The 20,259-nt window shown below is 70.6% G+C and carries 21 protein-coding genes, 1 tRNA gene and 1 pseudogene; 11 read left to right on the forward strand and 12 right to left on the reverse strand.

Features of this window, described 5'->3' with window-relative positions:
- Window positions 1-33: 33 nt before the first annotated feature.
- Window positions 34-1,314, reverse strand: coding sequence for a threonine/serine exporter family protein (locus ACFY36_RS35645; RefSeq protein ID WP_499750308.1), 1,281 nt, complete (start codon window positions 1,312-1,314; stop codon window positions 34-36).
- Window positions 1,315-1,500: 186 nt separating this feature from the next.
- Here ACFY36_RS35645 and ACFY36_RS35650 point away from each other — a divergent pair, with 186 nt between their 5' ends.
- Together ACFY36_RS35650 and ACFY36_RS35655 are read left to right on the forward strand one after the other, a co-directional pair.
- A complete protein-coding gene (locus tag ACFY36_RS35650; RefSeq protein ID WP_499750309.1) occupies window positions 1,501-2,772 on the forward strand; it encodes an NAD(P)/FAD-dependent oxidoreductase in 1,272 nt (423 codons plus the stop codon).
- Window positions 2,773-2,844: 72 nt separating this feature from the next.
- Window positions 2,845-2,918: transfer RNA gene (locus ACFY36_RS35655), tRNA-Ile, on the forward strand.
- A gap of 205 nt (window positions 2,919-3,123) precedes the next feature.
- Here the strand turns inward: ACFY36_RS35655 and ACFY36_RS35660 are convergent.
- The 3 genes from ACFY36_RS35660 to ACFY36_RS35670 all read right to left on the reverse strand — a co-directional run bounded on the left by ACFY36_RS35660 (window position 3,124) and on the right by ACFY36_RS35670 (window position 4,353).
- Window positions 3,124-3,408 carry a hypothetical protein gene (locus tag ACFY36_RS35660; protein ID WP_499750310.1) on the reverse strand — a complete coding sequence of 95 codons (285 nt, stop codon included), beginning with the start codon at window positions 3,406-3,408 and terminating at the stop codon, window positions 3,124-3,126.
- Window positions 3,409-3,514: 106 nt separating this feature from the next.
- Entirely contained in the window at window positions 3,515-4,033 is a 519-nt protein-coding gene (locus ACFY36_RS35665; protein ID WP_499750311.1) for a hypothetical protein, read from the reverse strand.
- A 119-nt stretch (window positions 4,034-4,152) separates the two neighbouring features.
- The gene (locus ACFY36_RS35670) at window positions 4,153-4,353 is read right to left on the reverse strand and encodes a hypothetical protein (RefSeq protein WP_499750312.1); all 201 of its coding nucleotides are present in this window, start codon (window positions 4,351-4,353) and stop codon (window positions 4,153-4,155) included.
- 460 nt (window positions 4,354-4,813) lie between these two features.
- Between ACFY36_RS35670 and ACFY36_RS35675 the strand changes: the two genes are divergently transcribed.
- Entirely contained in the window at window positions 4,814-7,015 is a 2,202-nt protein-coding gene (locus ACFY36_RS35675) for a pectate lyase-like domain-containing protein (protein WP_499750313.1), read from the forward strand.
- A gap of 57 nt (window positions 7,016-7,072) precedes the next feature.
- Here ACFY36_RS35675 and ACFY36_RS35680 read toward each other — a convergent pair whose 3' ends face one another.
- From ACFY36_RS35680 to ACFY36_RS35705, 6 genes are all read right to left on the reverse strand, one after another.
- The gene (locus tag ACFY36_RS35680; RefSeq protein WP_499750314.1) at window positions 7,073-8,164 is read right to left on the reverse strand and encodes an SGNH/GDSL hydrolase family protein; all 1,092 of its coding nucleotides are present in this window, start codon (window positions 8,162-8,164) and stop codon (window positions 7,073-7,075) included.
- Between the two features lie 69 nt (window positions 8,165-8,233).
- Window positions 8,234-8,704 carry a hypothetical protein gene (locus ACFY36_RS35685; protein WP_499750315.1) on the reverse strand — a complete coding sequence of 157 codons (471 nt, stop codon included), beginning with the start codon at window positions 8,702-8,704 and terminating at the stop codon, window positions 8,234-8,236.
- Complete coding sequence (locus ACFY36_RS35690; protein ID WP_499750316.1) at window positions 8,704-9,051, reverse strand: GntR family transcriptional regulator; 348 nt, start codon at window positions 9,049-9,051, stop codon at window positions 8,704-8,706. The genes ACFY36_RS35685 and ACFY36_RS35690 overlap by 1 nt, the downstream gene beginning before the upstream one ends.
- 13 nt (window positions 9,052-9,064) lie before the next feature.
- Window positions 9,065-10,168: a sensor histidine kinase gene (locus ACFY36_RS35695; protein WP_499750317.1), complete on the reverse strand. Its 1,104-nt coding sequence runs from the start codon at window positions 10,166-10,168 to the stop codon at window positions 9,065-9,067.
- A gap of 64 nt (window positions 10,169-10,232) precedes the next feature.
- Window positions 10,233-11,102 (reverse strand): NADP-dependent oxidoreductase, encoded by an 870-nt coding sequence (locus ACFY36_RS35700; RefSeq protein WP_499750318.1) that lies wholly within the window; start codon window positions 11,100-11,102, stop codon window positions 10,233-10,235.
- 1 nt (window position 11,103) lies between these two features.
- Entirely contained in the window at window positions 11,104-11,610 is a 507-nt protein-coding gene (locus ACFY36_RS35705; RefSeq protein WP_499750319.1) for an HD domain-containing protein, read from the reverse strand.
- A 125-nt stretch (window positions 11,611-11,735) separates the two neighbouring features.
- Here ACFY36_RS35705 and ACFY36_RS35710 point away from each other — a divergent pair.
- The 3 genes and pseudogenes from ACFY36_RS35710 to ACFY36_RS35720 all read left to right on the forward strand — a co-directional run.
- Window positions 11,736-11,864: pseudogene (locus ACFY36_RS35710) on the forward strand (AraC family transcriptional regulator); the annotation flags it as partial.
- Between the two features lie 10 nt (window positions 11,865-11,874).
- Complete coding sequence (locus ACFY36_RS35715) at window positions 11,875-12,246, forward strand: DJ-1/PfpI family protein (RefSeq protein WP_499750320.1); 372 nt, start codon at window positions 11,875-11,877, stop codon at window positions 12,244-12,246.
- A gap of 48 nt (window positions 12,247-12,294) precedes the next feature.
- The gene (locus ACFY36_RS35720; protein ID WP_499750321.1) at window positions 12,295-12,702 is read left to right on the forward strand and encodes a VOC family protein; all 408 of its coding nucleotides are present in this window, start codon (window positions 12,295-12,297) and stop codon (window positions 12,700-12,702) included.
- Here ACFY36_RS35720 and ACFY36_RS35725 read toward each other — a convergent pair whose 3' ends face one another.
- Entirely contained in the window at window positions 12,703-13,629 is a 927-nt protein-coding gene (locus tag ACFY36_RS35725; RefSeq protein WP_499750322.1) for a nucleoside hydrolase, read from the reverse strand. It abuts the gene before it with no gap.
- Between the two features lie 80 nt (window positions 13,630-13,709).
- On the opposite strand from ACFY36_RS35725, the gene ACFY36_RS35730 reads away from it, so the two are divergent.
- From ACFY36_RS35730 to ACFY36_RS35740, 3 genes are all read left to right on the forward strand, one after another.
- Window positions 13,710-13,943: a TM2 domain-containing protein gene (locus ACFY36_RS35730; protein WP_499750323.1), complete on the forward strand. Its 234-nt coding sequence runs from the start codon at window positions 13,710-13,712 to the stop codon at window positions 13,941-13,943.
- A 65-nt stretch (window positions 13,944-14,008) separates the two neighbouring features.
- Window positions 14,009-16,765, forward strand: a complete 2,757-nt coding sequence (locus ACFY36_RS35735) for a tetratricopeptide repeat protein (RefSeq protein WP_499750324.1) — start codon at window positions 14,009-14,011, stop codon at window positions 16,763-16,765.
- Window positions 16,753-17,052, forward strand: coding sequence for a tetratricopeptide repeat protein (locus tag ACFY36_RS35740; protein ID WP_499750325.1), 300 nt, complete (start codon window positions 16,753-16,755; stop codon window positions 17,050-17,052). The genes ACFY36_RS35735 and ACFY36_RS35740 overlap by 13 nt, the downstream gene beginning before the upstream one ends.
- 9 nt (window positions 17,053-17,061) lie before the next feature.
- Here ACFY36_RS35740 and ACFY36_RS35745 read toward each other — a convergent pair whose 3' ends face one another.
- Window positions 17,062-17,607: a hypothetical protein gene (locus ACFY36_RS35745; RefSeq protein ID WP_499750326.1), complete on the reverse strand. Its 546-nt coding sequence runs from the start codon at window positions 17,605-17,607 to the stop codon at window positions 17,062-17,064.
- 84 nt (window positions 17,608-17,691) lie between these two features.
- Here ACFY36_RS35745 and ACFY36_RS35750 point away from each other — a divergent pair, with 84 nt between their 5' ends.
- Both ACFY36_RS35750 and ACFY36_RS35755 read left to right on the forward strand, forming a co-directional pair.
- Window positions 17,692-19,584 (forward strand): AfsR/SARP family transcriptional regulator, encoded by a 1,893-nt coding sequence (locus ACFY36_RS35750; protein WP_499750327.1) that lies wholly within the window; start codon window positions 17,692-17,694, stop codon window positions 19,582-19,584.
- Window positions 19,585-19,601: 17 nt separating this feature from the next.
- Window positions 19,602-20,258 (forward strand): peroxiredoxin, encoded by a 657-nt coding sequence (locus tag ACFY36_RS35755; RefSeq protein ID WP_499750328.1) that lies wholly within the window; start codon window positions 19,602-19,604, stop codon window positions 20,256-20,258.
- Window position 20,259 lies beyond the last annotated feature (1 nt).

Raw genomic sequence — 20,259 nt, forward strand, 5'->3', positions numbered from 1 at the left:
CACCCCAGCGGTGGCCTTTTCTTTTGCCCAGGTTCACCTCTCTTCCTGTACAGGGTGAGCCTGCTCCCCGGCGCCGAAGGAGTCCAGGGAGCGGGCTATGGCTCGGTAGACCGGGTGGCCGCAGAGGACGCCCAGGGCCACGGCGAGCATGGAGGCCATGGCGTTCAGCAGGTCTTCGGAGGCCTGGGCCTTGTCGGCGCCCAAGGCCTCGGTGACGCCGATCAGGCTCAGGGCGCCGGGGACCAGCAGCCAGAAGCCGGGCAGGAAGCTGACCAGGGCGGGCGGGCCCGAAGGCAGGCGTTCCACCAGGCAGGCGACCACGGTGAGGACCAGGGCACCGACGAAACCGCTCAAGTAGCCGCCCAGCAGGATGTTTCCGAAATACTGGCCGATCCACGCCGCGTAGAGGACCAGGCACAGCCAGCCCAGCGTGCGCCGCGGCGCCGAATGCACCAGGTAGCTGCCGACGGCGACGATCAGGGCGCCCAGCCAGGGCGCCCACGGGCCGAGCGAATGCTGGAACGCCTCGGTCTGCGTCTCCACCCTTGGCAGGCCTACCGTCTGGGCCGCGCCGACGATGCCGAACGCGAGCAGCAGCAACTGCAGCACCCCGGTGACCAGGCGGCTCGCCCCGGTCACCATCTCGGCCGCCGAGATCTCCACCACACCCATGGTGAGCATGGCCCCGGGCAGGAAGGTGGCCAGCGGCGCCACCATGGCCCGCAGGTCGGCGTGGGCCCAGCCGGTGTCGGCCAGCAGGAAGGTCACCGCCGACACGGTGAACGCGGCCACCACCGGCATGATCATCTGGACGCTGACCCAGCGCGAGCCGACCAGCTTGAGCGCGCCCACCATGGCCCCGAAGATCACCGACAGCAGCAGATCGCCCCAGGTGGGCTGCAGGACCAGGCAGATGCCGCCGGTCAGCACCGCGTACGAGCCGATCTGCAGCGCCGGGCGGAAACGCGCCCGCATCGCGACGATCCGCTCAATCCGGCCGATGCCCTCGGCCGGCTCCGGTTGGCCCTGCTCGGCCTCCTTGAGCAGGGCATAGACGGCGGCGACCTGGTCGAGCCGCAAACCCCCGCGCAACTGACGGGTGGGTTCGAGGGTGGCGGGCCGTCCCGGTTCCAAAGAGACCACGAGGTACGTCGGAAGCACGCTCACCCGGGCCTGAGGGGCGCCGTAGGCGGCGGCCACGCGCCGGAGCCGGTCCTCGATCTGGTTGACGGCCTCGCCGGCGGCGGTCAGGGCACTACCCAGATAGAGCAGGAACTGCTGGAGCTCCCGCCGCTCGTGCTCGGTGTCCGCCATGACCGGCACGCTAGATCGGCGATCACGTCCGGAAATCCTCCCGGGGGAGTGAGGTCGGGGCGGAGGGGTATCTCAGGGGCGGGCTTTCCGGCGTACGCCAAAGAGAAGCGTCACCGAATCGCCTGCCCGGACCCAACGCCGCCGTTAGTCTTGGGCTTGCCTGGTTCGTCCCCTTGTGAGGTGCCCGTGTCGCAGCCAATTGAGGTGGACGTCGTCATCGTCGGCGGCGGTCTCGCCGGCCTCTCCGCAGCTCGCCGCCTTGATCGGGCCGGCGTCGAGTGGCTGCTGGTCGAGGCTTCGGACCGCATCGGCGGCCGCGTCACCACCGACACCGTCGACGGCTGGCACCTCGACCGCGGGTTTCAGATCCTGAACACGGCCTATCCGCGCGTGCCGGCGCTGGTCGACGTGGCCGCGCTGGACATGCGCTACTTCACCCCCGGCGTGCTGGTGCGCCGCGGTGGCGAGCTGCATCGGCTGGAGAACCCGGCCCGTGATCCGCTGGCCGCCGCGCAGGCGCTGACCTCCGGGGTCGGCACGCTCAGCGACCGGCTGAAGTTCGCGGCGCTGGCCACCCGCTGCGCGACGGTGCCCGCGGCCAAGCTGCTGGAAGCGCGAGAGACGACGACGCAGGAGTTCCTCCGCAAGGCGGGCATGTCCCACCGCATGATCGAAGAGGTGTTGCGGCCGTTCCTCTCGGGCGTCTTCGGCGACCGTTCGCTGGACACGTCGAGCCACGTCTTCGCCATGATCCTGCGCTCGTTCGCGCGGGGCCGGATGGGAGTGCCGGCCGCCGGCATGGCGGCATTCCCCGCGGCGATCGCGGGCCCGTTGCCGTACCCCCAGTTGTTGATCGGCGCCCGAACCCTGTCCATCGGCCCGGGAATGGTCGTCACCGAAGGCGGCCAGATCAACTGCCGCGCGGTGATCGTCGCGACGGACCCGCCCTCGGCGGCGGCCCTGCTGCCGGACCGGCTGCCGGTGCCGGACATGCACGGCCTGACGACGTTCTATTTCGGGGCCGACCGGGCCCCGCTGGACGAGCCGACGCTGGTCCTGGACGGCGACCGCCGCGAGATCATCGCGAATACGGTGGTGGTGAGCAACGCGGCCCCCGAATACGCGCCGACGGGCAAGTCCCTGATCGCGGCGTCGGTGGTCGGCGTCTCGGCCCCGTCCAGCGCCTCGGAGGCGGTGATCAGGGTGGAGCTCTCCCGCCTCTACGGCACCCCGGCCGACGACTGGGACCTGCTGGAAGTGATCAGCATCCCGAACGCCCTCCCGTCGGCCCGCGTCCCGCAGGCCAACCTCCGCAAGCCGGTCGACCTGGGCGACGGCCTGTTCGTGGCCGGCGACCACCGCGACAGCCCGTCGATCCAGGGCGCGCTGGCCGGCGGCTGGCGCACAGCCGGCGCCGTCCTGTCCTGGCTCGGCGCGGGCGTAGGAGCCGCCCGATGAGGCAGCGCTGCATAAGCTCGGGATGATCGCTGGCTGTGAACAGGGCCCACGGGTTAGGATCGCCGCCGGTAAGGGGCGGTAGCTCAGTGGGTTAGAGCAGGGGACTCATAATCCCTCGGTCGCGGGTTCGAGTCCCGCCCGCCCCACCGTACCTACTCCGGGGGCGACCCCCGGACCCCACGGTGTCGTGGTCAGCCTTCAGCGGTCCGCCGCCGGATGGCGGGTGGCTGAGCTCGGCCTACGGCCACCCCGGATCCGCCGAGCGCGTTCCGCTTTCGCGACAGAGCAGCCGCGAGCGTCAGGCATGGTGCTCGAATGGTGAGGCGGCCGAGGCTGTCCGGCGCCTCGCCGCTATCGGCGGGTCTTTCGGATTTCGGTGGCTCTCAGGGCGAGGTCCTCGGCCGCCTGGCCCAGGGCGGGAGCGTCGCCGTCCTTGCCGCAGCATGGAGGTTTGGTGCGCTTCTCCGAAGGCTCGGGCTCATGACCGACGAGACGGTACAACTCGGCGTAGATGTTGACGTCAGGATCGCTGTCATCATGGTCGGCGACCAATAGGAGCCATGCCGTCTGTTCAGACTCGAACGCCACGATGACGCGGAGACGGCCACCCAAGTGCTTGTCGCACAGTCGCTCCAACGGATCTGATCCGGTGAGCCGGTAGGAGAGTGCCGCGCAGCCTTAGACCGACTCCTCAACTGTTGGTCAGCGCGCGGCGTCCGGAAAATCTTCACCGACATGCGAACTACTCTGCGATCCCGAGATCTCGCTCCAGCTCATCGATGTCAGTCGGGATACCGTCACCCCGGCGCATCTGCGCGAGGCTGTCCCGCAGATCCGACCGCTCGAGCACCACGCTGTCGGCGAGCCGATCCCACACCTTATTGAGTAGGTCATGGGTCTGGCCGGCGGCACGCAAGTCGCGGACCACAGCGATGACCTCGTACAAGCGACGCACATCAAGGCCGCTGTCCTGCCCATCGGCATAGATCAGCAGACCGCGACGCGTCCAGCTCCGAACCGTCGGCTCACTCACCCCGAGCAAAGGAGCTGCCACCGACACCGGGACCGGGTCCAGATCGCTCAGGACTTCTCTGCTCACCCGCAGCAGCTCGGCACGGCTCTGATCATCTTCGGTGAATCGGCTGGCGATCCGCTCCAGATCCCCCACCCGCGACATGACCTTCTCCACCTCGGCCCGCCGCGACCGGCGGTAGTGCTTCGGCCGCGCACGCCGCTTGGCCTTGTCGGCCGCGTAGCCCATACTCTCAACCTCCTGCCGGTTCGCACTTTCGAGTATGGGGCCATTTTCCGAAAGTTGCCAGGAGCTACCTGATGACCACGGGAGGGCGCCATACGAGGGGTGTGGTGATCTATGGCGGTCTAGAAGGTGACGGTGACGCTCCCGGAAGAGCTGGTCGAGGCCCTCGGGTTGACGGCGCGCGAGGATGGGGTTCCGTTGTCGCGGCTGGTGGCGAATGCTGCGGAGAGGACGATTCCTTCCTTCTCCAGCGCCCGACAGATCTGGTTGACCTGCTGCCTGGGATAGACGCCGGCGGCAACCGAAAGCCGATCTTCGTCCATCGGCTGTCCACTACGGCGTAAAGCCTCCAATATCCGATGGCGATTCGATGCTGCCGACATCCAGCGAGTATCAACCAACGCCCATCCAGGGCGACCCTGGATCTCACGGCGAGGCGGTCGCGCCTGGCTCGGCGACATCTGGCGCATCGCCGCGAGCGCCGTGGTCAGGCTAGCCAGGAGCACTGCCCACTCCGCGTTACGGACCAACTGCTCTTATCGCGCGCGATAACAGTTTTTTGTTGATTGATTTTCTGAATGGGCTGAGCTGAAGGGGCAGATCAGACGGCCCTTTGTTGCCGAGATATTGACGCCTGGCGACGGGGAAGTAAAACTCCGGAAAGCGCTCTCTCCCTCCGCCGTTCGTCTGTCCCCAACGGACGTGCGGCGCTCCCCGTCCCGAGAAAGCAGGCTCATGACATCCCCGACACTGACGTCCCCACCGCCGCGCAGACGCCGTGGAATGGTCGCGTTGAGCGCGATCGTCGCCGGCGCTCTCGGCCTCACCGTTGTCACGGTCGCCGGCAATGCCAGCGCCGCCGAAGTTCCGCTGTCGCAGGGCAAGCCGGCCACCGCCTCGTCCGTCGAGAGTGCCGCCTTCCCCGCCTCGGCCGCGGTCGACGGCAACGCCGGCACCCGCTGGTCCAGCACCTTCGCCGATCCGCAGTGGTTGCAGGTCGACCTCGGCAGCACCCAGACCATCAGCCGTGTCGTCCTGAACTGGGAGGCGGCGTACGCCTCGTCCTTCACCATCCAGACCTCGCCGAACGGCACCAGCTGGACCACCATCTCGCCGGCCACGGCGGGCAAGGCCGGCGAGCAGACCTTGAACGTCTCCGGCAGCGGCCGGTACGTGCGGATGAACGGCACCACCCGGGCCACCCCGTACGGCTACTCGCTCTGGGAGTTCCAAGTCTTCGGCAACAGCGTCAGCCCGACCACGCCCACGCCGACCCCCAGCGGGCCGGCACTGCCGACCTCCGACACCCCTGACTTCGGGGCCAACGTACGGATCTTCGACCCGTCCACTCCGGCCGCGACCATCCAGTCGGCGGTGGATACGGCGTTCAACGCTCAGCTGCGCAGCCCGACCGCGCAGTTCGGCACCCAGCGCCACGTGTTCCTCTTCAAGCCCGGCACGTACGGGCGGGTGTGGGCCAACGTCGGCTTCTACACGACGGTCGCCGGTCTCGGCCTCAACCCCGACGACGTGACGATCAACGGCGCGGTCAACGTCGACTCCGGCTGGAACTACGGCGACGAGAAGAACGCGACCCAGAACTTCTGGCGCAGCATGGAGAACCTGTCGATCGTGCCCGAGGGCGGCACCAACCGGTGGGCCGTCTCGCAGGCCGCCCCGATGCGCCGCGTGCACATCAAGGGCAACCTGACCCTGGCGCCCTCCAACCAGGACAACGGGCAGGGCTACTCCAGCGGCGGCTACCTGGCCGACTCCGTCGTCGACGGCGTCGTCTCCTCGGGTTCGCAGCAGCAGTGGTACACCCGCGACAGCCGGATCGCCCGCTGGGACGGCGGCGTCTGGAACATGGTCTTCTCCGGCGTGCAGGGCGCACCGGCCAACGCTTTCCCGAACCCGCCGCACACCACGCTGGCGACGACTCCCGTCACCAGGGAGAAGCCTTTCCTGTACGTCGACAGCGCCGGCCTTTACCGCGTCTTCGTGCCCGCCCTGCGGCGCAACTCGACCGGCGCCAGCTGGCCGAACACCGCCGGCACCTCGATTCCGATGCGGGAGTTCTACGTCGCCAAGCCCGGTGACAGCGCCGCCCGCATCAACTCCGCCCTGGCTCAGGGCCTGAACCTCTTCTTCACCCCCGGCACGTACGCCCTGAACGACACGATCCGGGTCACCCGCCCGAACACGGTGGTGACCGGCATCGGCTATCCGACGCTGATCCCGAGCAACGGGGTCGAGGCGCTGAACATCGCCGACGTCGACGGGGTCAAGGTCAGCGGCCTGACCTTCGACGCCGGCACGACGAACAGCCCGACGCTGATGAGCGTCGGCCGGGCCGGCGTCCACACCGACCACTCGGCCAACCCGACCAGCCTGCAGGACGTCTTCTTCCGCATCGGCAGCAGCGTCCAGGGCAAGGCCACCACCACCCTGGCCGTGCACAGCGACGACACGCTCATCGACCACATCTGGGCCTGGCGGGCCGACCACGGCGGCGCACCCACCGGCTGGACGGTCAACACGGGCGACACGGGCCTGATCGTGAACGGCGACGACGTCCTGGCCACAGGCCTGTTCGTCGAGCACTACCAGAAGTACGAGGTGATCTGGAACGGCAACCGCGGCCGTACGATCTTCTTCCAGAACGAGAAGCCGTACGACGTACCGAACCAGGCGGCCTGGATCGGCCCCCGAGGAAACGGCTACGCCGCCTACAAGGTCGCCGACAACGTCACCGACCACGAACTGTGGGGCGGCGGCTCGTACGCCTACTTCAACGTCAACCCGAGCGTCCGAGTGGACCGCGCCTTCGAGGTGCCGAACCGCTCAGGCGTACGACTCCGCAGCATCCTGACCGTCTCCTTGGGCGACGTGGGCACCATCGCCAACGTCGTCAACGACACCGGCGGCGCCGTCCCCAACCCGGCCGGCAACACCACCCCACGCCAGGTGGTGGCCTACCCCTGACCCGAAGCGCGACAACATGAAGGCGGCGGCCACCAGTGCGATCGGCACTGGTGGCCGCTATCGCCCGGCGTTGGTGAGGTACGGGTCGTCGGACAGCCACGTGGATACGAGGCGGGTGCGGGTCTCGTAGTGGGCCGCCACCAGGACCCGGACGGTTCTGGTGACCTTTCGGGTCTCGTAGTGGGCCTTTTTCCAGACCCGGTTCTTGCCGTACCGGCCCTTGACCCAGACCTTGGCGGTCCTGGTGACCGTCTTGGTGGCGTAGTGCGGCTTGACGTGGACCAGATACGGCTCGGCCGCGATGTCGGGGCGCTGCCACACGGTGCGCAGGGTCCAGGGGCTGCATTCGGCGTGCCACGTCTTCTTGCCGGTCACGGTTTTGTTGATCCGGAAGCACAGGGTGGCGGTCATGGCCTCGTACGGGTTGGTGCCGGCGTTGTCGCCGGTGATCGCGCGGTAGAGGTTGTAGGCCATCTTGGCGTAGCCGAGGTCGTTGGGGTGCAGGTTGTCGAAGAGGGACAGGCCGCCGATCGACGACTGGTCGACCAGGTGGACCCTGGCGTCCTTGCCGGCCACGATGCCGGGGATCGTCCTGTTGTAGGCCGCGATCCGGCTCTTGTACGGCTCGATGTGGCCCTGGACCAGCTGCTGCACGAAGATGTCGGCGTCCGGGCGGGCGGTGCGGATCTGGTCGATCAGCGCGGACAGGCCGGCCGCCGTGGCGTCGACGCTCCTGTTCTGGGCCATGTCGTTGGTGCCGATGTGCAGCAGGACCACGTCCGGCCGATAGGTGCCGAGCCAGCCGTCGACGTTCGCGGCGATCTGGTCGATGCGCCAGCCGGGGTGGCCCTCGTTGTCGCGGTCCGACCCGGCCGGGCCGGCCTGCTGCGAGCCGACGAAGTCCACGTCCAGGCCGGCGGATTCGAGTCGCTCCCGCAGGTCGGCGCGGTAGCCGCTGGCCGTGAGCGCGCCGGTCCGGTTGCCGACCCGCGAGTCCGCGCTGCCGCTGCCCCAGGTGATCGAGTCACCGAGCGGCATCACCTTGAGCGGCGCGCCCGAGTCGGCGGCGACCGCGACGGCCGGCCCGGCCAGGATGGCGGCCGCGGTGAGGAGGAGGCCGCCGAGGCGGGCAGCGAGACGACTGTTCACGTCTGGGGCATCGGCCTGAACGACGCTTCCACGAGTGCCGCCACGGTCGCGAACGGTTGCGAAGCGGCCTCAGCGCGCCGAGGCTTCGCGGAGGATCGTGAGGGCGGCGTGCGGGTCCGGCACGGTGATGGTCACTCGGTGGCCGCTGTGCAAGGTCAGCCGCAAGGCCGGGCCGGAGCGGACCGCGTAATAGGTGTGACTCGGTGTCCACCAGAAACCGAGGGGCAGGCGCCACAACGAAGGTGGCAGGTCGACGACCTCGGCGCTTGCGATTTCTTTCAGGTGGTACGTCCGGCGCGGCCACCCGGCCACGCCGCAGCGGACCGAGACGCCGTTGGGGCCGGCCGCCGTTCGTACGCTCAAACCGGTCAGCGCGACGACCAGCAGGACCGCGACCGGGAGGGCGGGGCCGGCCGGGTCGAGCCAGCTGCCGTGGGACAGGCTGCCCAGCAGCGCCAACGGCGCCAGCAGGGCGGCGCTGAGGGCCGCCACCAGGGGCCAGTTGGCCAGCCGGCCGGTGTAGATCGAATATCTGGTCATCACGTCAGCCTCTCGATGAGCCGGAGCAGGTCGTGGCGTCCGAGGCCGTGCCGGCGGGCGACCTCGACCAGCGTCCGGGCCGCCTCGGTGACCGGGGCCGGCTCGGTGACGGCGGACGCGACCCGGGCCCCGCGGCCGCGCCGGAACTCCAGCACGCCGTCGTCGCGCAGCCGCCGGTACGCGGCCAGAACGGTGTTGCGGTCGACCGACAGCGCCTTGGCCAGCTCGGCCGCGGGCGGCAGCTGCTCGCCGACGGCCAGCTCGCCCGAAGCCACGCCCCGGCGGGCGCACGCCTCGATCTGGGACGACAGCGGCTCCCGCGACGAATGATCAACAGTCCATCTCATGGTGCTAGCATTATTAGCACCATCCGCCGCGCGGCGCTAGTGCTGTCACCCGGTAACCGCCGTCGGGGGTGGGGCCGGCGTGGAAGGTGCCACCCAGGGCGGTCACGCGGTGGCGCAGGCCGGGCAGGCCGTTCCCGCCGGGCGGGCCGGGAAGTGGGCGGCGGGCCGGCGCGGTGTTGCGGACCTCGACGTGCACGGAGCCGCCGATGACGGCGACGTCGACGGCCACCTTGCTGCCCGGGGCGTGCCGGGCCGCGTTGGCGAGCGATTCCTGTACGACGCGTGTGGTGACCAGAGTGGACTCGTACGAAGGATCCAGCCGTGCCTCCACCTCCATGCCGGCCGCGCGGGCCCGGTCGATCAGCGTGCGGACACCGGTGGGGGCGGTGGCCAGCGTGCCGACGAGCCGGCGCATGTCGTTCAGGGCGTCGCGCGACGCCCCGGCGATCGCCGTGAACTCGGCGTGGTGGGCCTCCGGCCGGCTGTGCAGGCGGTACGGGGCGGACTCGGCCCGCACCGCGATCAGCGACATGTGGTGACCGACCACGTCGTGCAGCTCCCGCGCCAGCAGGCTGCGCTGCTCGGCCAGCGCTCGCCGGGTCTGCTCCGCCGTCTGCCGCGCCACCACGCGGCGGCGGACCTGGACGCCCGTCACGGCGACCAGCGCGATCAGCACGATGACGGTCACCGCGTCCTGGGCCGGCACCCTCAGGAGCATCGCCGCGCCCGACAGGGCCGCCGTCCAGGCGACCGCGGCCGGGCGGTGCCGCAGCGCCACCGCCAGGACCGTGCCGGGAAGCACCACCAACTGGATCGGGTGCCAGGGCCAGGCCAGGCCGCCCGGGACGATCTCGGGCGGGACCGTCACCAGCGTGGACAGGAAGGCCAGCCGCCAGGCGATGATCGGGCTGCCGTGCACCAGCGCCACCGGGCCGGCCGCCGCCACCGCGAGGACGGCACGGACCAGCGGCGGCGCCGGCGAGGGCCCGGCCAGGACGTAGATCGCGACGGCGACGGCCAGGACCGGCCACACCATGGCCCCGGGGCGGCGGCGGGCCGGCGCGCGGTCCGGGTCGAGAAGTGCCGTGCGCAGTCCCACCAGAACGTCAGCAACCATGGCTTTCAGTCTCGGCCGGCGGCCACGGCCGCTCCATCCCGCTGACCCCCGGCCGCCGGTGGGGTTAAGTCCCCTCCGCGCGCACCTCGACGACGCCCCGGACGCGCCCGGTGAACGAGCCGAGCGACTGCACAGTGCCGACCAGCGGTGTGAGCCGGCCCGTCCGGACGCGTTCGGCCAGATCGGCCAGGCGGACGCGGTCCGGCTCGACGATGAAGAAGACGGCCCCGGGGAAGGGCTCGGCGATCGTGACGAGGGCGCCGCCCGGGCGTACCAGGGCCGCCGACCGGGCCAGGACCTCGCCGCCGAGGACATCGAGGACCACGTCCACCTCGCCCGCCTCTTCCAGGGCGGCCGTCTCGAGGAACGCGTGCGCGCCCAGGCCGAGTGCGACGTCGCGGTGGGCGGGACGCCCGGTGGCGATCACGCGGGCGCCGGCCTCGCGGGCCAGCTGGACGGCGACGGAGCCGACGCTGCCGGCCGCGCCGTGGATGAGGACCGTCTGGCCGGTCCGCAGGTGGCCGTGGTCGAACAGGCCCTGCCACGCGGTCAGGCCCGAGATCGGCAGCGCGGCCGCCACCGTGTGGGCGATGCCGGCCGGGAGCGGGGCCAGGTTGCGGGCCTCGACCGCGGTGTATTCGGCCAGGGTGCCGTTGCGGGCCCAGTCGGTCAGGCCGAACACCCGCTGGCCCACGGTCAGGCCGGTGGTTCCGGGCCCGAGCTCGGCCACCACGCCGGACAGGTCGTGCCCGGGGATGCTCGGCGCCCGGTCGCGGCCGGCGCGGTCCCTGAACGTGGCCGGCCAGTCCAGCTCGCCGGGAGTGAAGCCGGCCGCGTGGACGCGGACGATGACGTCGTTCTCGGCGGCGTACGGATAAGGCATCTCGGTCAGCGAGAGGCCCGAGTCGCGGTCGTGTGCGGTGATTGCTCGCATGTCAGCTCGGCCAGGGTGAGTTGAGGACGCGCTCGACGGTCGTCGTGCGCCGGAAGCCGGGAACGAAGTGCTCGAGAACGTCGGCGTTGACCGTGCCGTTCGTCGTTTCCGGGCGGTGCCGGATCCCTTCCAGATACGCCTGGAGGAAGCCGTTCTTGAAGTCACCTCGTGGGTGAGCGTCCAGAAGGGCGATCGCCGTCCAGACCGTCTCGGCCGCGGGCGCCGGGAAACCGCGCTCCAGCAGAAACGACCGCGCGGTGTCGGCGCTGTCCAGTTCGAAGCGCTGATCGCCGCCGGAGAGCAGGCCGGCGTCGTGGAACAGAGCCGACAGATAGAGCAGCTCGGGGTCCGGGGCCAGGCCGAGCCGGCCGGCGTGGATCAGGCCGAAGAAGAAGATCCGCCGGGAGTGGTGGTAGATGAGTGGGGTGGCCGTCCGCCGGATCAGCTCGGTCGCCTCGGCGACCGCCGCCGTCTCCGGGACCGCCAGCCCCGCGATGACTTCTGACATGACGTCATGGTGCTCGCCGGGCGGTAGGCGCCGCCGCCTTCGTCCGGCCGGGAACCCCTCGAATCCGGACGGCCGTGTGCTACCAAAGGTTGGTGCATCGGGTCGCGGTCCTCGTCTACGACGGCGTGACGTTGCTGGACGTCGCCGGTCCGGCCGAGGTGTTCAAGGAGGCGAACCGGTTCGGCGCCGGCTACCGGATCTCGCTGGTGTCGCCGGACGGCGCCGACGTGGTGTCGAACCTCGGGTTCCGGGTGGCGGTCGAGGGTGCTCCGGACGCGCCCGCCGACACGCTGCTGGTGCCCGGTTCCGACCTCTGTCCGCGGGCACCGGTCCCGGCCGCTGACGACAGCGGTCCAAGTCTCCGAAAAGAAGAGGGTCGCGTCGATCTGCACCGGCGCGTTCATCCTGGCCGCGGCCGGGCTCCTCGACGGCAAGCGCGCCACCACCCACTGGAAGGTCACCAACGAGCTGGCCGCCCGTCATCCGGTCGAGGAGGACCACGGGCCCGGCATGGCCCGCGATGTCGCCCGCATGCTGGTGGTCTACATGCAGCGGGCCGGCGGCCAGTCGCAGTTCTCGGCGCCGTTGCAGGGGCCGGCGCCCCGCACGCCGGCCTTCACGACGACGAAGAAGTGAGCACGATTGAAGAAGCCGCCGGCGGCCTGGCCTCTCTAGCCTGAACCCATGATTACGAAGCTGAACGTCACGACCCTGTTCGTCCGGGACAAGGACGAGGCGCTGGAGTTCTACGTCGGCATGCTCGGGCTCGAGAAAGGCAACGACGTCCAGCAGGGCGACTACCGCTGGCTGACCGTCCGCGTGCCCGGCGGCGACGGTACCGAGATCTCGCTGGAGCAGCCGGGCGCGCCGCTGCACGACGAGGCGACGGCCCAGCAGCTCCGTGAGCTGCTCGCCAAGGGCGCCCTCAACGGCCTCGTCCTCAACACCGATGACGTTCAGGGGTTGTACGACTCGTTGAAGGCCCGCGGCTTCACCGACTTCACCCAGGAACCGGCCACCCACTTCTACGGCACCGACATGGGCCTGCGCGATCCGTCCGGCAACGCCGTCCGGATCCTGCAGCAGGGCTGATCATCTCGCCACGGCCGCCATCAGCATCCGCCAGAAAAGATCAACTTCCAGACCCAGGGCGACTTCGGCATTGGGCGTACGGCCGCTGCGGTCATGAAGATCGACTACGGTCGCTCCGCGGGTGTGCGTGCCGCTCAGCTCGACGGCGACGGGAACGGCGGCCGTGCGGAGGATCGAGGGGTCGGCGACGGCCGCCACCGCGATCGGATCGTGCACCGGCGGGTGGTCGAAGCCGAAGACCTGGCGGTACGTGCCCGCGAAGAACGTCATCAGCTCCGCGCAGACCGCGCCGATGGGGGTGCCCATCCCGCGGAACTCGGCGATGATCTCGTCGGTGGCCAGGGCCTGATGGGTGACGTTGAGGCCGATCATCGTGACCGGCACGCCCGAGCGCAGCACGATGTCGGCCGCCTCGGGATCGGTGACGATATTGAATTCGCCGTACGGGGTGGTGTTGCCCCGCTCGGTGGAGCCGCCCATGAAGACGATCCGGCGCACGCCCGGCACCACCTCGGGGTGCAGGCGCAGCAGCAGCGCGACGTTGGTCAGCGGCCCGGTGGCGATCAGGGTGACCGGCTCGGCCGACCCGGCGATCAGCCGTCGCGTCAGCTCGACCGCGTGCAGCGGCTCGACCTCGGCGACCGGCCCGTCGAGGTCGGGCCCGTCGAGCCCCGAGGCGCCGTGGATGTCGTCGGCCACGACCAGGTCGCCCACGAGGGGCCGGTCGCAGCCGGCGGCCACCGGCACATCGGTGACGCCGGCCAGGGCGAGGATCCGCAACGCGTTCCGCGTCGTCTTCTCGAGGGTCTGGTTGCCGGCCACGGTGGTGACACCGAGAAGCCGGAGCCGGGGGTCGCCGGCGGCCAGCAGCAGAGCCAGCGCGTCGTCATGACCCGGATCGCAGTCGACGATCACCGGGATATCCACCCTGGTGATGATAGTTGCCTGCGCATCCGCTATCGTGCATCGATTTTGATGCATACCCTCCACAGAGGAGACATAGCGATATGACCGCCACTCAGACCGCCGCGGCCACGGGCTCCAAGTCCTGGATCGTCACGCTGCTGCTCTGCTTCTTCCTCGGCACGCTCGGCGTCCACCGCTTCTACGTCGGTAAGATCGGCACGGGCATCCTCATGCTGATCACCGTCGGCGGCTTCGGCATCTGGACCCTGATCGACTTCATCATGATCGCCGTCGGCAAGTTCTCTGACAAGCAGGGCCTCGCCCTCGCGCGCTGACCCCGCAGGTGGACGGCCCGGGAGAGTGACTCCCGGGCCGGCCCGGGCCGCAGTATCGTGTCGGCGTGTCCGGTCGACTGCGGCGGGGCCTGTTTTCCGGTCTGATCGTGGCCGGACTGGCCGCTGCCGCCTCCTGGGCCTCGATCGCCGACCACAAGGTCGGCCTGACCGTCGTGACGGCGGCGATCGCGGCCGTTGCCGGGGCGTTCGCGCCCACCCTCGTCGGCCTTCTGTGGTCGCGCGGAGACTCGCATGCCGGCCTGGCGGAGCTGGCCGACCGGCTCGCCGTCCGCATGCTGGCCCAGACCCGCGCGAGCTCCCTGCGCGCCCGGCTGCACCGGCCGATGCCGTTGCGGGTCCGCTTCCGCACCGTCGGGGGCGCCGGCGCGACCCGCCCGGCGGTGACCGGCGAGCCGGAACAGTCCTGGCAGGCGTCGCCGCTGACCGGCCACGTCGGGCAGATCGCCTCGGTCCTCCGCGACCTGCCCTGGCGCCAGCTGGTCGTCATCGGCGAGCGTGGCGCCGGCAAGACGGTGCTGACGATGATGCTGGTCGACCAGCTTCTCGACAACCGGCCCGGCGAGGAACCCGTCCCCGTCCTGCTCGGTGTCGCCTCCTGGAATCCGGTCACCGAATCGGTGGCCGACTTCGTGGCGCGCCGCATCGCCGAGGATTTCGGCGCCGACCGGGACGCCGCCCGGCAGCTCGCCCACGATCCGCGTGCCTCCGGCCGGTGGTGGGTCATGCCGGTGCTCGATGGACTGGACGAGATCGACGCCGCCCTGTACACGCGGGCCCTGGAACGGGTGGAGGAATTCGCCGCCGCCGACCGCCCGGTCGTCCTGACCTGCCGGCTCCGGGAATATCTGTGGGCCGAGTCCCAGGCCGGGGCCCTCGCGCGGGCAGCCGTGGTCAAGATGGAGCCGCTGGAGGTGGGCGAGGTCACCGAGTTCCTGGCCGACCCGTCGGAGTCACGCGAACATCTGTGGGCCCCCGTCTTCGCCCGGATGCGGGCGCGACCCACCGGCGTCCTGGCCGCGACGCTGGCCTCGCCCCTGATGGCGGGCCTGGCCAAGGACACCTTCCGGCTGGGCGACCCGAGTGTCCTCCTCAGGCTCACCACCCGCCTGGAGATCGAACAGCGGCTGATCGACGGCTACGTCGACATCGTCTACCGAGGACAGGACCGGCGGGCGGCGCGCTGGCTGAGCACCCTCGCCTATCTCGGCTATCTCGGCGACACCCGCGATCTGTGCTGGTGGCGGATGCGCTGGACCGATCTGGCGGTCCGGCCCCAGCGACTGCGGAGCCGTTCGCTCTACGCCGGCGCGAGCGCGGCCGTGGTCGCGGGTTCCTTTCTCGCTCACTTCTGGTGGCCCTGGGACTGGGGCTGGGCGATTCTGATGGGTCTGCTCGCCGGCGGGCTCCTCGCCGCGTGTGCCGGCGGGCGGTTGAGCCGGGTGTTCGCGCACGAGTTCCAGCCGGCTGTGCCCGGCCGGCGACGGCATGCCGAACATGCCGTCTACGGGCTGGCCGGTGGCATGCTGATCGGCTCGATCGCCGGCGGTCCCTGGCGTGGAGTGGTCGCCGGTCTGGTCTGCGCGGCCCTGTCGCTGACCGCACCCGTGCCGGGAGGCCGCTCGCCGGACGGCCCTCGTGGCACGCTCCGGGCGAACCATCTCTCCGCCGCCGCGCTGGCGCTGCGGATGGCGGTGATCGCGGCGGCCGCGTTCGGCCTGGCCGGCCTGGGGTCCTCGGCCGGTTCCCTCTTCTGGGCCATCGCCGGCGCGGCGACGTTCGGGCTGACCGCCCTGGCCGGGACCGAGCATGCGTGGTTGCGCTTTCGGATCTGCCAGCTCTTGTTCGCCGTACGGACCGGACGGTCACCCGCGGCGCTTCCCGTACGCCTCGTCGCCTTCCTGACCGACGGCACCCATCCGGACAGGGCGACGCTGCGTGTCAACGGGTCCGCGTGGCAGTTCCGCCACGCCAACATCCAGGACCATCTGCTGCGGACCGCCCAGGTCGACCTCTGGCGCCGCCGCGCCCGGTCCGGCGCGCTCGAGGTGAGCGAGCAGACCGTCCAGCTGCTGCGCGAGAACGGCCTGTACGAGGAGGCGGTCGACGTGCTGGTCCGGCTCGGCGCCGGCGCGCAGTGGACGCGGCACCGCGTGGCCGACCTGCTCCGCGAGCAGGGCAACGTCGGCGAGCTGCGGCGCATGACCGACGGAGGCGACGGATACGCCCGGCGGCAGCTGGTGAGCCTGCTTTGCGACCGCGGCGAGGCGGATGAGGCGATCGGCACGCTCCGGAAGCTCACGGCGACCGGGGACGACTTCGCCGAGCGCCAGCTGGCGGACCTTCTCCTCAGCCTGGGCGACGTCGCGGCCGCGAAAGAGATCTTCGTGCGCAGGGCCGGCATCGGGGACGGCGATGCGCGGCGACGGCTCGCTGACCTGTCGCGGCCGCCTGAGACGCAACCGCGAGTCTCAACCGCGCCGACAGCGCCGACAGCGCCGACTGCTCCAACTGCTCCGACTCCGACTGCGGACACCCCGGTCGAGTATCGCTCGCACGAGGAGGATTACGGCCCGCAGAAGCGGCTCTTGGTGTCGCTCCGGAAGGAGGGGAACGAGCCGAGCTCCGCCGGTTGTCGGACAGGGGTGGGGCCTTCGCGCTGGAGCAACTGGTGCAGCTGCTCCAGGACCGGGGTGACGTGGACGCCGCCGTCGAGCTGTTGCGTCACGACGAACGCCTCGGGATCTACGGGTTCCGCTGGATGCTCGAGCTTCTACGGGCACGCGGCAGCGTGGACGAGCTGAGGCGCCTGGCGGCGGCCGGAGACACGTACGCCCGTGACCAACTGGTCGGTCTGCTGCGCGACCGCGGGAACCTCGACGAGGCCGTCGCCGTGCTGCGCCGCCCGGCCGACAGTGGCGACGGCTGGGCGGCCCGCGAACTGGTGCGCCTGCTGAGTGAGCAGGGGCGCTTCGACGAGGCGATCACCCTCATGGACAGGCGGGCGACCGCGGGCGACGAATATGCCCGTCACCAGCTCCGAGTGCTGCGCCGCCGTCAGCGGGAACAAGGGGAGCAGGCAGCCGGGTGACCGACGGCTTCACTCGCCGTTGGTCACCGGGGTGGCTGTGCAGCTGGCCTCGGCCCGGTCGACGATCAGGTCTTCCGGTGTGGGGTACTTGCGGTGCAGGGCGGCCAGGGCGTGGTCGTACGCGATCTGGTGGAACGGGGTCTCGCGCATCTTCACGACCGAGGCGCGGACGGCGGCGGCGAAATCGTCGGGCCAGCGGACCGTGTGCAGGGCCTTGACGATGTTCGTGTCGCAGTCGACCAGCACGATCTGCACCAGCGGGTCGGCGTCGACGCCCGGCAGCCCGTCGGCCGGGTCGAACAGGTGTGGGCTGTACGCCGTGAACGACCACGTCAGCAGTGGCCCCAGGCGGTAGAGCAGCAGGCCCGCCTGTTCGCCGTCGACCCACGCGAACTGGGTCGGCGGCGTCGAGACGGCCTGGATCTCGAGTTCGTGCGGATGGCTCAGGAAGAGCATCAGCTGGACGGGCTCGCCGGCGAACATGGACAGGGCCGCGCCTTCCGGCCAGCTGATGTCCGGGTTCAACTGGCTTCCCACGTCGACGACCGCGTGCATGCCACCAGCCTAGGCGCGAATCCTCTCCGAAGTGTGCGGGTCGGCCAGGGAGGCCTATGAGACTCGTGTGGCACCATTCTCTTCGTGATCGCGGATTTGCGGATCGACCTTTTCGGTGGTTTCCGGGTTGTTGTCGGCGGGCGGGCGATTACTCCGGAAACCTGGTCCCGGCGGGCGCCGTCCGCCCTGGTCAAGATGCTGGCGCTGGCTTACGGCGCCCGGCTGCGCCGGGAGCGGGTGACCGATGCGCTCTGGCCCGATCTGGATCCGCCGGCGGCCGGCGCCAATTTGCGGAAGGCGCTGCATTCGGCGCGGCGGAATGTCGCCATCATTTCCGCGGGTGATCTGCTTTGCCTTCCCGAGGGCGCGGAAATCGACGTAAATGACTATTGGGCGTTGTCGGCCGCCGCGCGCCGGGACCGCGACCCGGCGGCGTACGAGGCGGCGATCGGGATCTACCGGGACGGGCTGCTCCCGGAGGACCTGTACGAGGACTGGGCGAGCGGCCCGCGCGACGAGCTCCGGTCCGATTGGCTGGCCCTGCTCGCGGAGCACGCGAGCCTGCTCGAGGCCGGCGGTGACCTCAACGGCGCCCTGCGCGCGGTGCGGCGACGGGTCACGGCCGAGCCGCTCGCCGAGGAGGATCACGCCTGGCTGATGCGGCTGTACGCCCTGGCCGGCCGGCGCGACGAGGCCGGACGGCAGTACGAGACTCTCCGCGCCCTGCTCGGCGAGGAGCTGGGCATCGGGCCTTCACCACAGACCCAGCGGTTGTACGAGGAGATCCGCGCGGCCCAGGCGCGGGAGCCGGCCCTGGACGCGGGCCTGTGGGAGCGCGTCGGCGATCTCCGCATGCAGTCCGGGGACGGCGCCGGCGCGGTCAAGGCGTACGAGCTGTCGGGGAATCCGGCCAAAACCGCGGCCGCCTGGCTGCTCCAGCATCGGCCGGACGAGGCCGAACGGGCGCTGGCGGACGCGGAGAGCCCGGGACTGAGAGCGTCCATCGCGCTGGAACGGGGTGACCTGGACGAGGCCCAGCGCTTCGCCCGGGAGGCCCATGACGCGGCGGCCGATCCCGACGACGTGACCGCCGCGCTGGAGACCCTGGCGCTCGTCTCCCACATGCGGGGCGACTGGCGTCCCGGCCTTCAGGACCAGATCAAGCGGCTGGCCGCGAACATCCGGGTGGCCCGGTTCTGCGACTTCAACCACTGCCTCAGTCAGTACCAGCTCTACGGCGACGACTTCGCGGCCGACGTCGGCGACTACGCCCGTGAGACTCTCGCGCTCGCGGAGCGCGTGTCGGCCGTACCCGCGCAAGCTTTTGCCTGGTGTCTGTTGGGTGAGTCGTTCCTGCTGAGGGCCGAGTGGGACGAGGCCGCCGCCTGCCTCGAGCGCAGCTGCGAGCTGTACGAGCCGCTGGGCAGCCGGACCGTGGCCCTGCCCTGGCTCCGCCGGGCCGAACTGGCCGCCAGCGTCGGTGACCGGCGGGCCGCCGAGCAGAGCCTGAAGCGGGCCACGGCCATCGCCACGGTGACCCCGATGGCCCGCCACGCGTGGGCCCGCCTGCACGCCACCGCCGCCTTCGCGGCCATGGAGCGCGGCGAGCCCGAGCTGGTCATCCGCGAGGTGCGCGCGACCCGGGCCAAGGCCGCCCGCTTCGGTGCCTGCCCCACGTGCAGCGCGCTGCTCAACCCGGTCGGCGCACAGGCGTACGCCATGGTCGGAGATCTCGAAAGCGCGCGCGGCCTGGCCGAGGCGGCCGAGCAGTTCGCCGGCTCCTTCACCAGCGCGGCGTGGCTCGCCATGGCCGACTCCGCCGCGGCCCACGCCACCGCCGACCCGGCGCGGCGCGAGAGGGCCGCCGACGGCTACGACCGGGCCGGCCATGTCTTCTGGAGCGCGAGGGAACGGAGAGGGAACGCCGCGCCCCTAACGTCCTTCTCGCCGGACGAACAGACCGGACGGACAGACTGAACGGCGAGAGGGAAACAATGAGCCTGACCATCGGTGACGTCGCCCCCGACTTCACGGCCGAGACCACTGACGGCCCGATCCGCTTCCACGAGTGGATCGGCGACTCGTGGGCCGTGCTCTTCTCGCACCCGAAAGACTTCACCCCGATCTGCACGACCGAGCTCGGCTACATGGCCCGGATTAAGCCGGAGTTCGACCGCCGCCGCGTCAAGATCATGGCGCTCTCGGTGGACCCGGTCGGCAAGCACGCCCAGTGGGCGGCCGACATCGAGGAGACGCAGGGCGCGGCGCCCAACTATCCGATGATCGGCGACGCCGATTTCAAGGTCTCCCAGGCGTACGGGATGCTCGGGGCTGACGTCAGCGGCGATCCGGCCGACCGCACGGCCGCCGACAACCAGGCCGTCCGCGGCGTGTACGTGATCGGGCCGGACAAGAAGGTCAAGCTGATCCTGCTGTACCCGATGACCACGGGCCGCAACTTCGACGAGATCCTGCGGGTGATCGACTCCCTGCAGTTGACTGCGAAGCACAAGGTCGCGACGCCGGTGAACTGGCGCGTCGGCGACGACGTCGTGATCGCCGGCTCGGTCAGCGACGCGCAGGCCGCCGAGGTCTTCGGCGAGTGGAAGGCCCCCAAGCCGTACATCCGGATCGTTCCGCAGCCCGCTTAGG

This window comes from Actinoplanes sp. NPDC000266 (assembly GCF_042899005.1).
GTDB lineage: Bacteria > Actinomycetota > Actinomycetes > Mycobacteriales > Micromonosporaceae > Actinoplanes.

Bases quoted from the DNA above. Each gene is read 5' to 3' on its own strand.
- ACFY36_RS35695 (WP_499750317.1), bottom strand. From the start codon at position 10,168: ATGGTTGCTGACGTTCTGGTGGGACTGCGCACGGCACTTCTCGACCCG.
- ACFY36_RS35700 (WP_499750318.1), bottom strand. From the start codon at position 11,102: ATGCGAGCAATCACCGCACACGACCGCGACTCGGGCCTCTCGCTGACC.
- ACFY36_RS35720 (WP_499750321.1), top strand. From the start codon at position 12,295: ATGATTACGAAGCTGAACGTCACGACCCTGTTCGTCCGGGACAAGGAC.
- ACFY36_RS35665 (WP_499750311.1), bottom strand. From the start codon at position 4,033: ATGGGCTACGCGGCCGACAAGGCCAAGCGGCGTGCGCGGCCGAAGCAC.
- ACFY36_RS35705 (WP_499750319.1), bottom strand. From the start codon at position 11,610: ATGTCAGAAGTCATCGCGGGGCTGGCGGTCCCGGAGACGGCGGCGGTC.
- ACFY36_RS35755 (WP_499750328.1), top strand. From the start codon at position 19,602: ATGAGCCTGACCATCGGTGACGTCGCCCCCGACTTCACGGCCGAGACC.
- ACFY36_RS35730 (WP_499750323.1), top strand. From the start codon at position 13,710: ATGACCGCCACTCAGACCGCCGCGGCCACGGGCTCCAAGTCCTGGATC.
- ACFY36_RS35745 (WP_499750326.1), bottom strand. From the start codon at position 17,607: ATGCACGCGGTCGTCGACGTGGGAAGCCAGTTGAACCCGGACATCAGC.
- ACFY36_RS35685 (WP_499750315.1), bottom strand. From the start codon at position 8,704: ATGACCAGATATTCGATCTACACCGGCCGGCTGGCCAACTGGCCCCTG.
- ACFY36_RS35670 (WP_499750312.1), bottom strand. From the start codon at position 4,353: ATGGACGAAGATCGGCTTTCGGTTGCCGCCGGCGTCTATCCCAGGCAG.
- ACFY36_RS35675 (WP_499750313.1), top strand. From the start codon at position 4,814: ATGGTCGCGTTGAGCGCGATCGTCGCCGGCGCTCTCGGCCTCACCGTT.
- ACFY36_RS35690 (WP_499750316.1), bottom strand. From the start codon at position 9,051: ATGAGATGGACTGTTGATCATTCGTCGCGGGAGCCGCTGTCGTCCCAG.
- ACFY36_RS35645 (WP_499750308.1), bottom strand. From the start codon at position 1,314: ATGGCGGACACCGAGCACGAGCGGCGGGAGCTCCAGCAGTTCCTGCTC.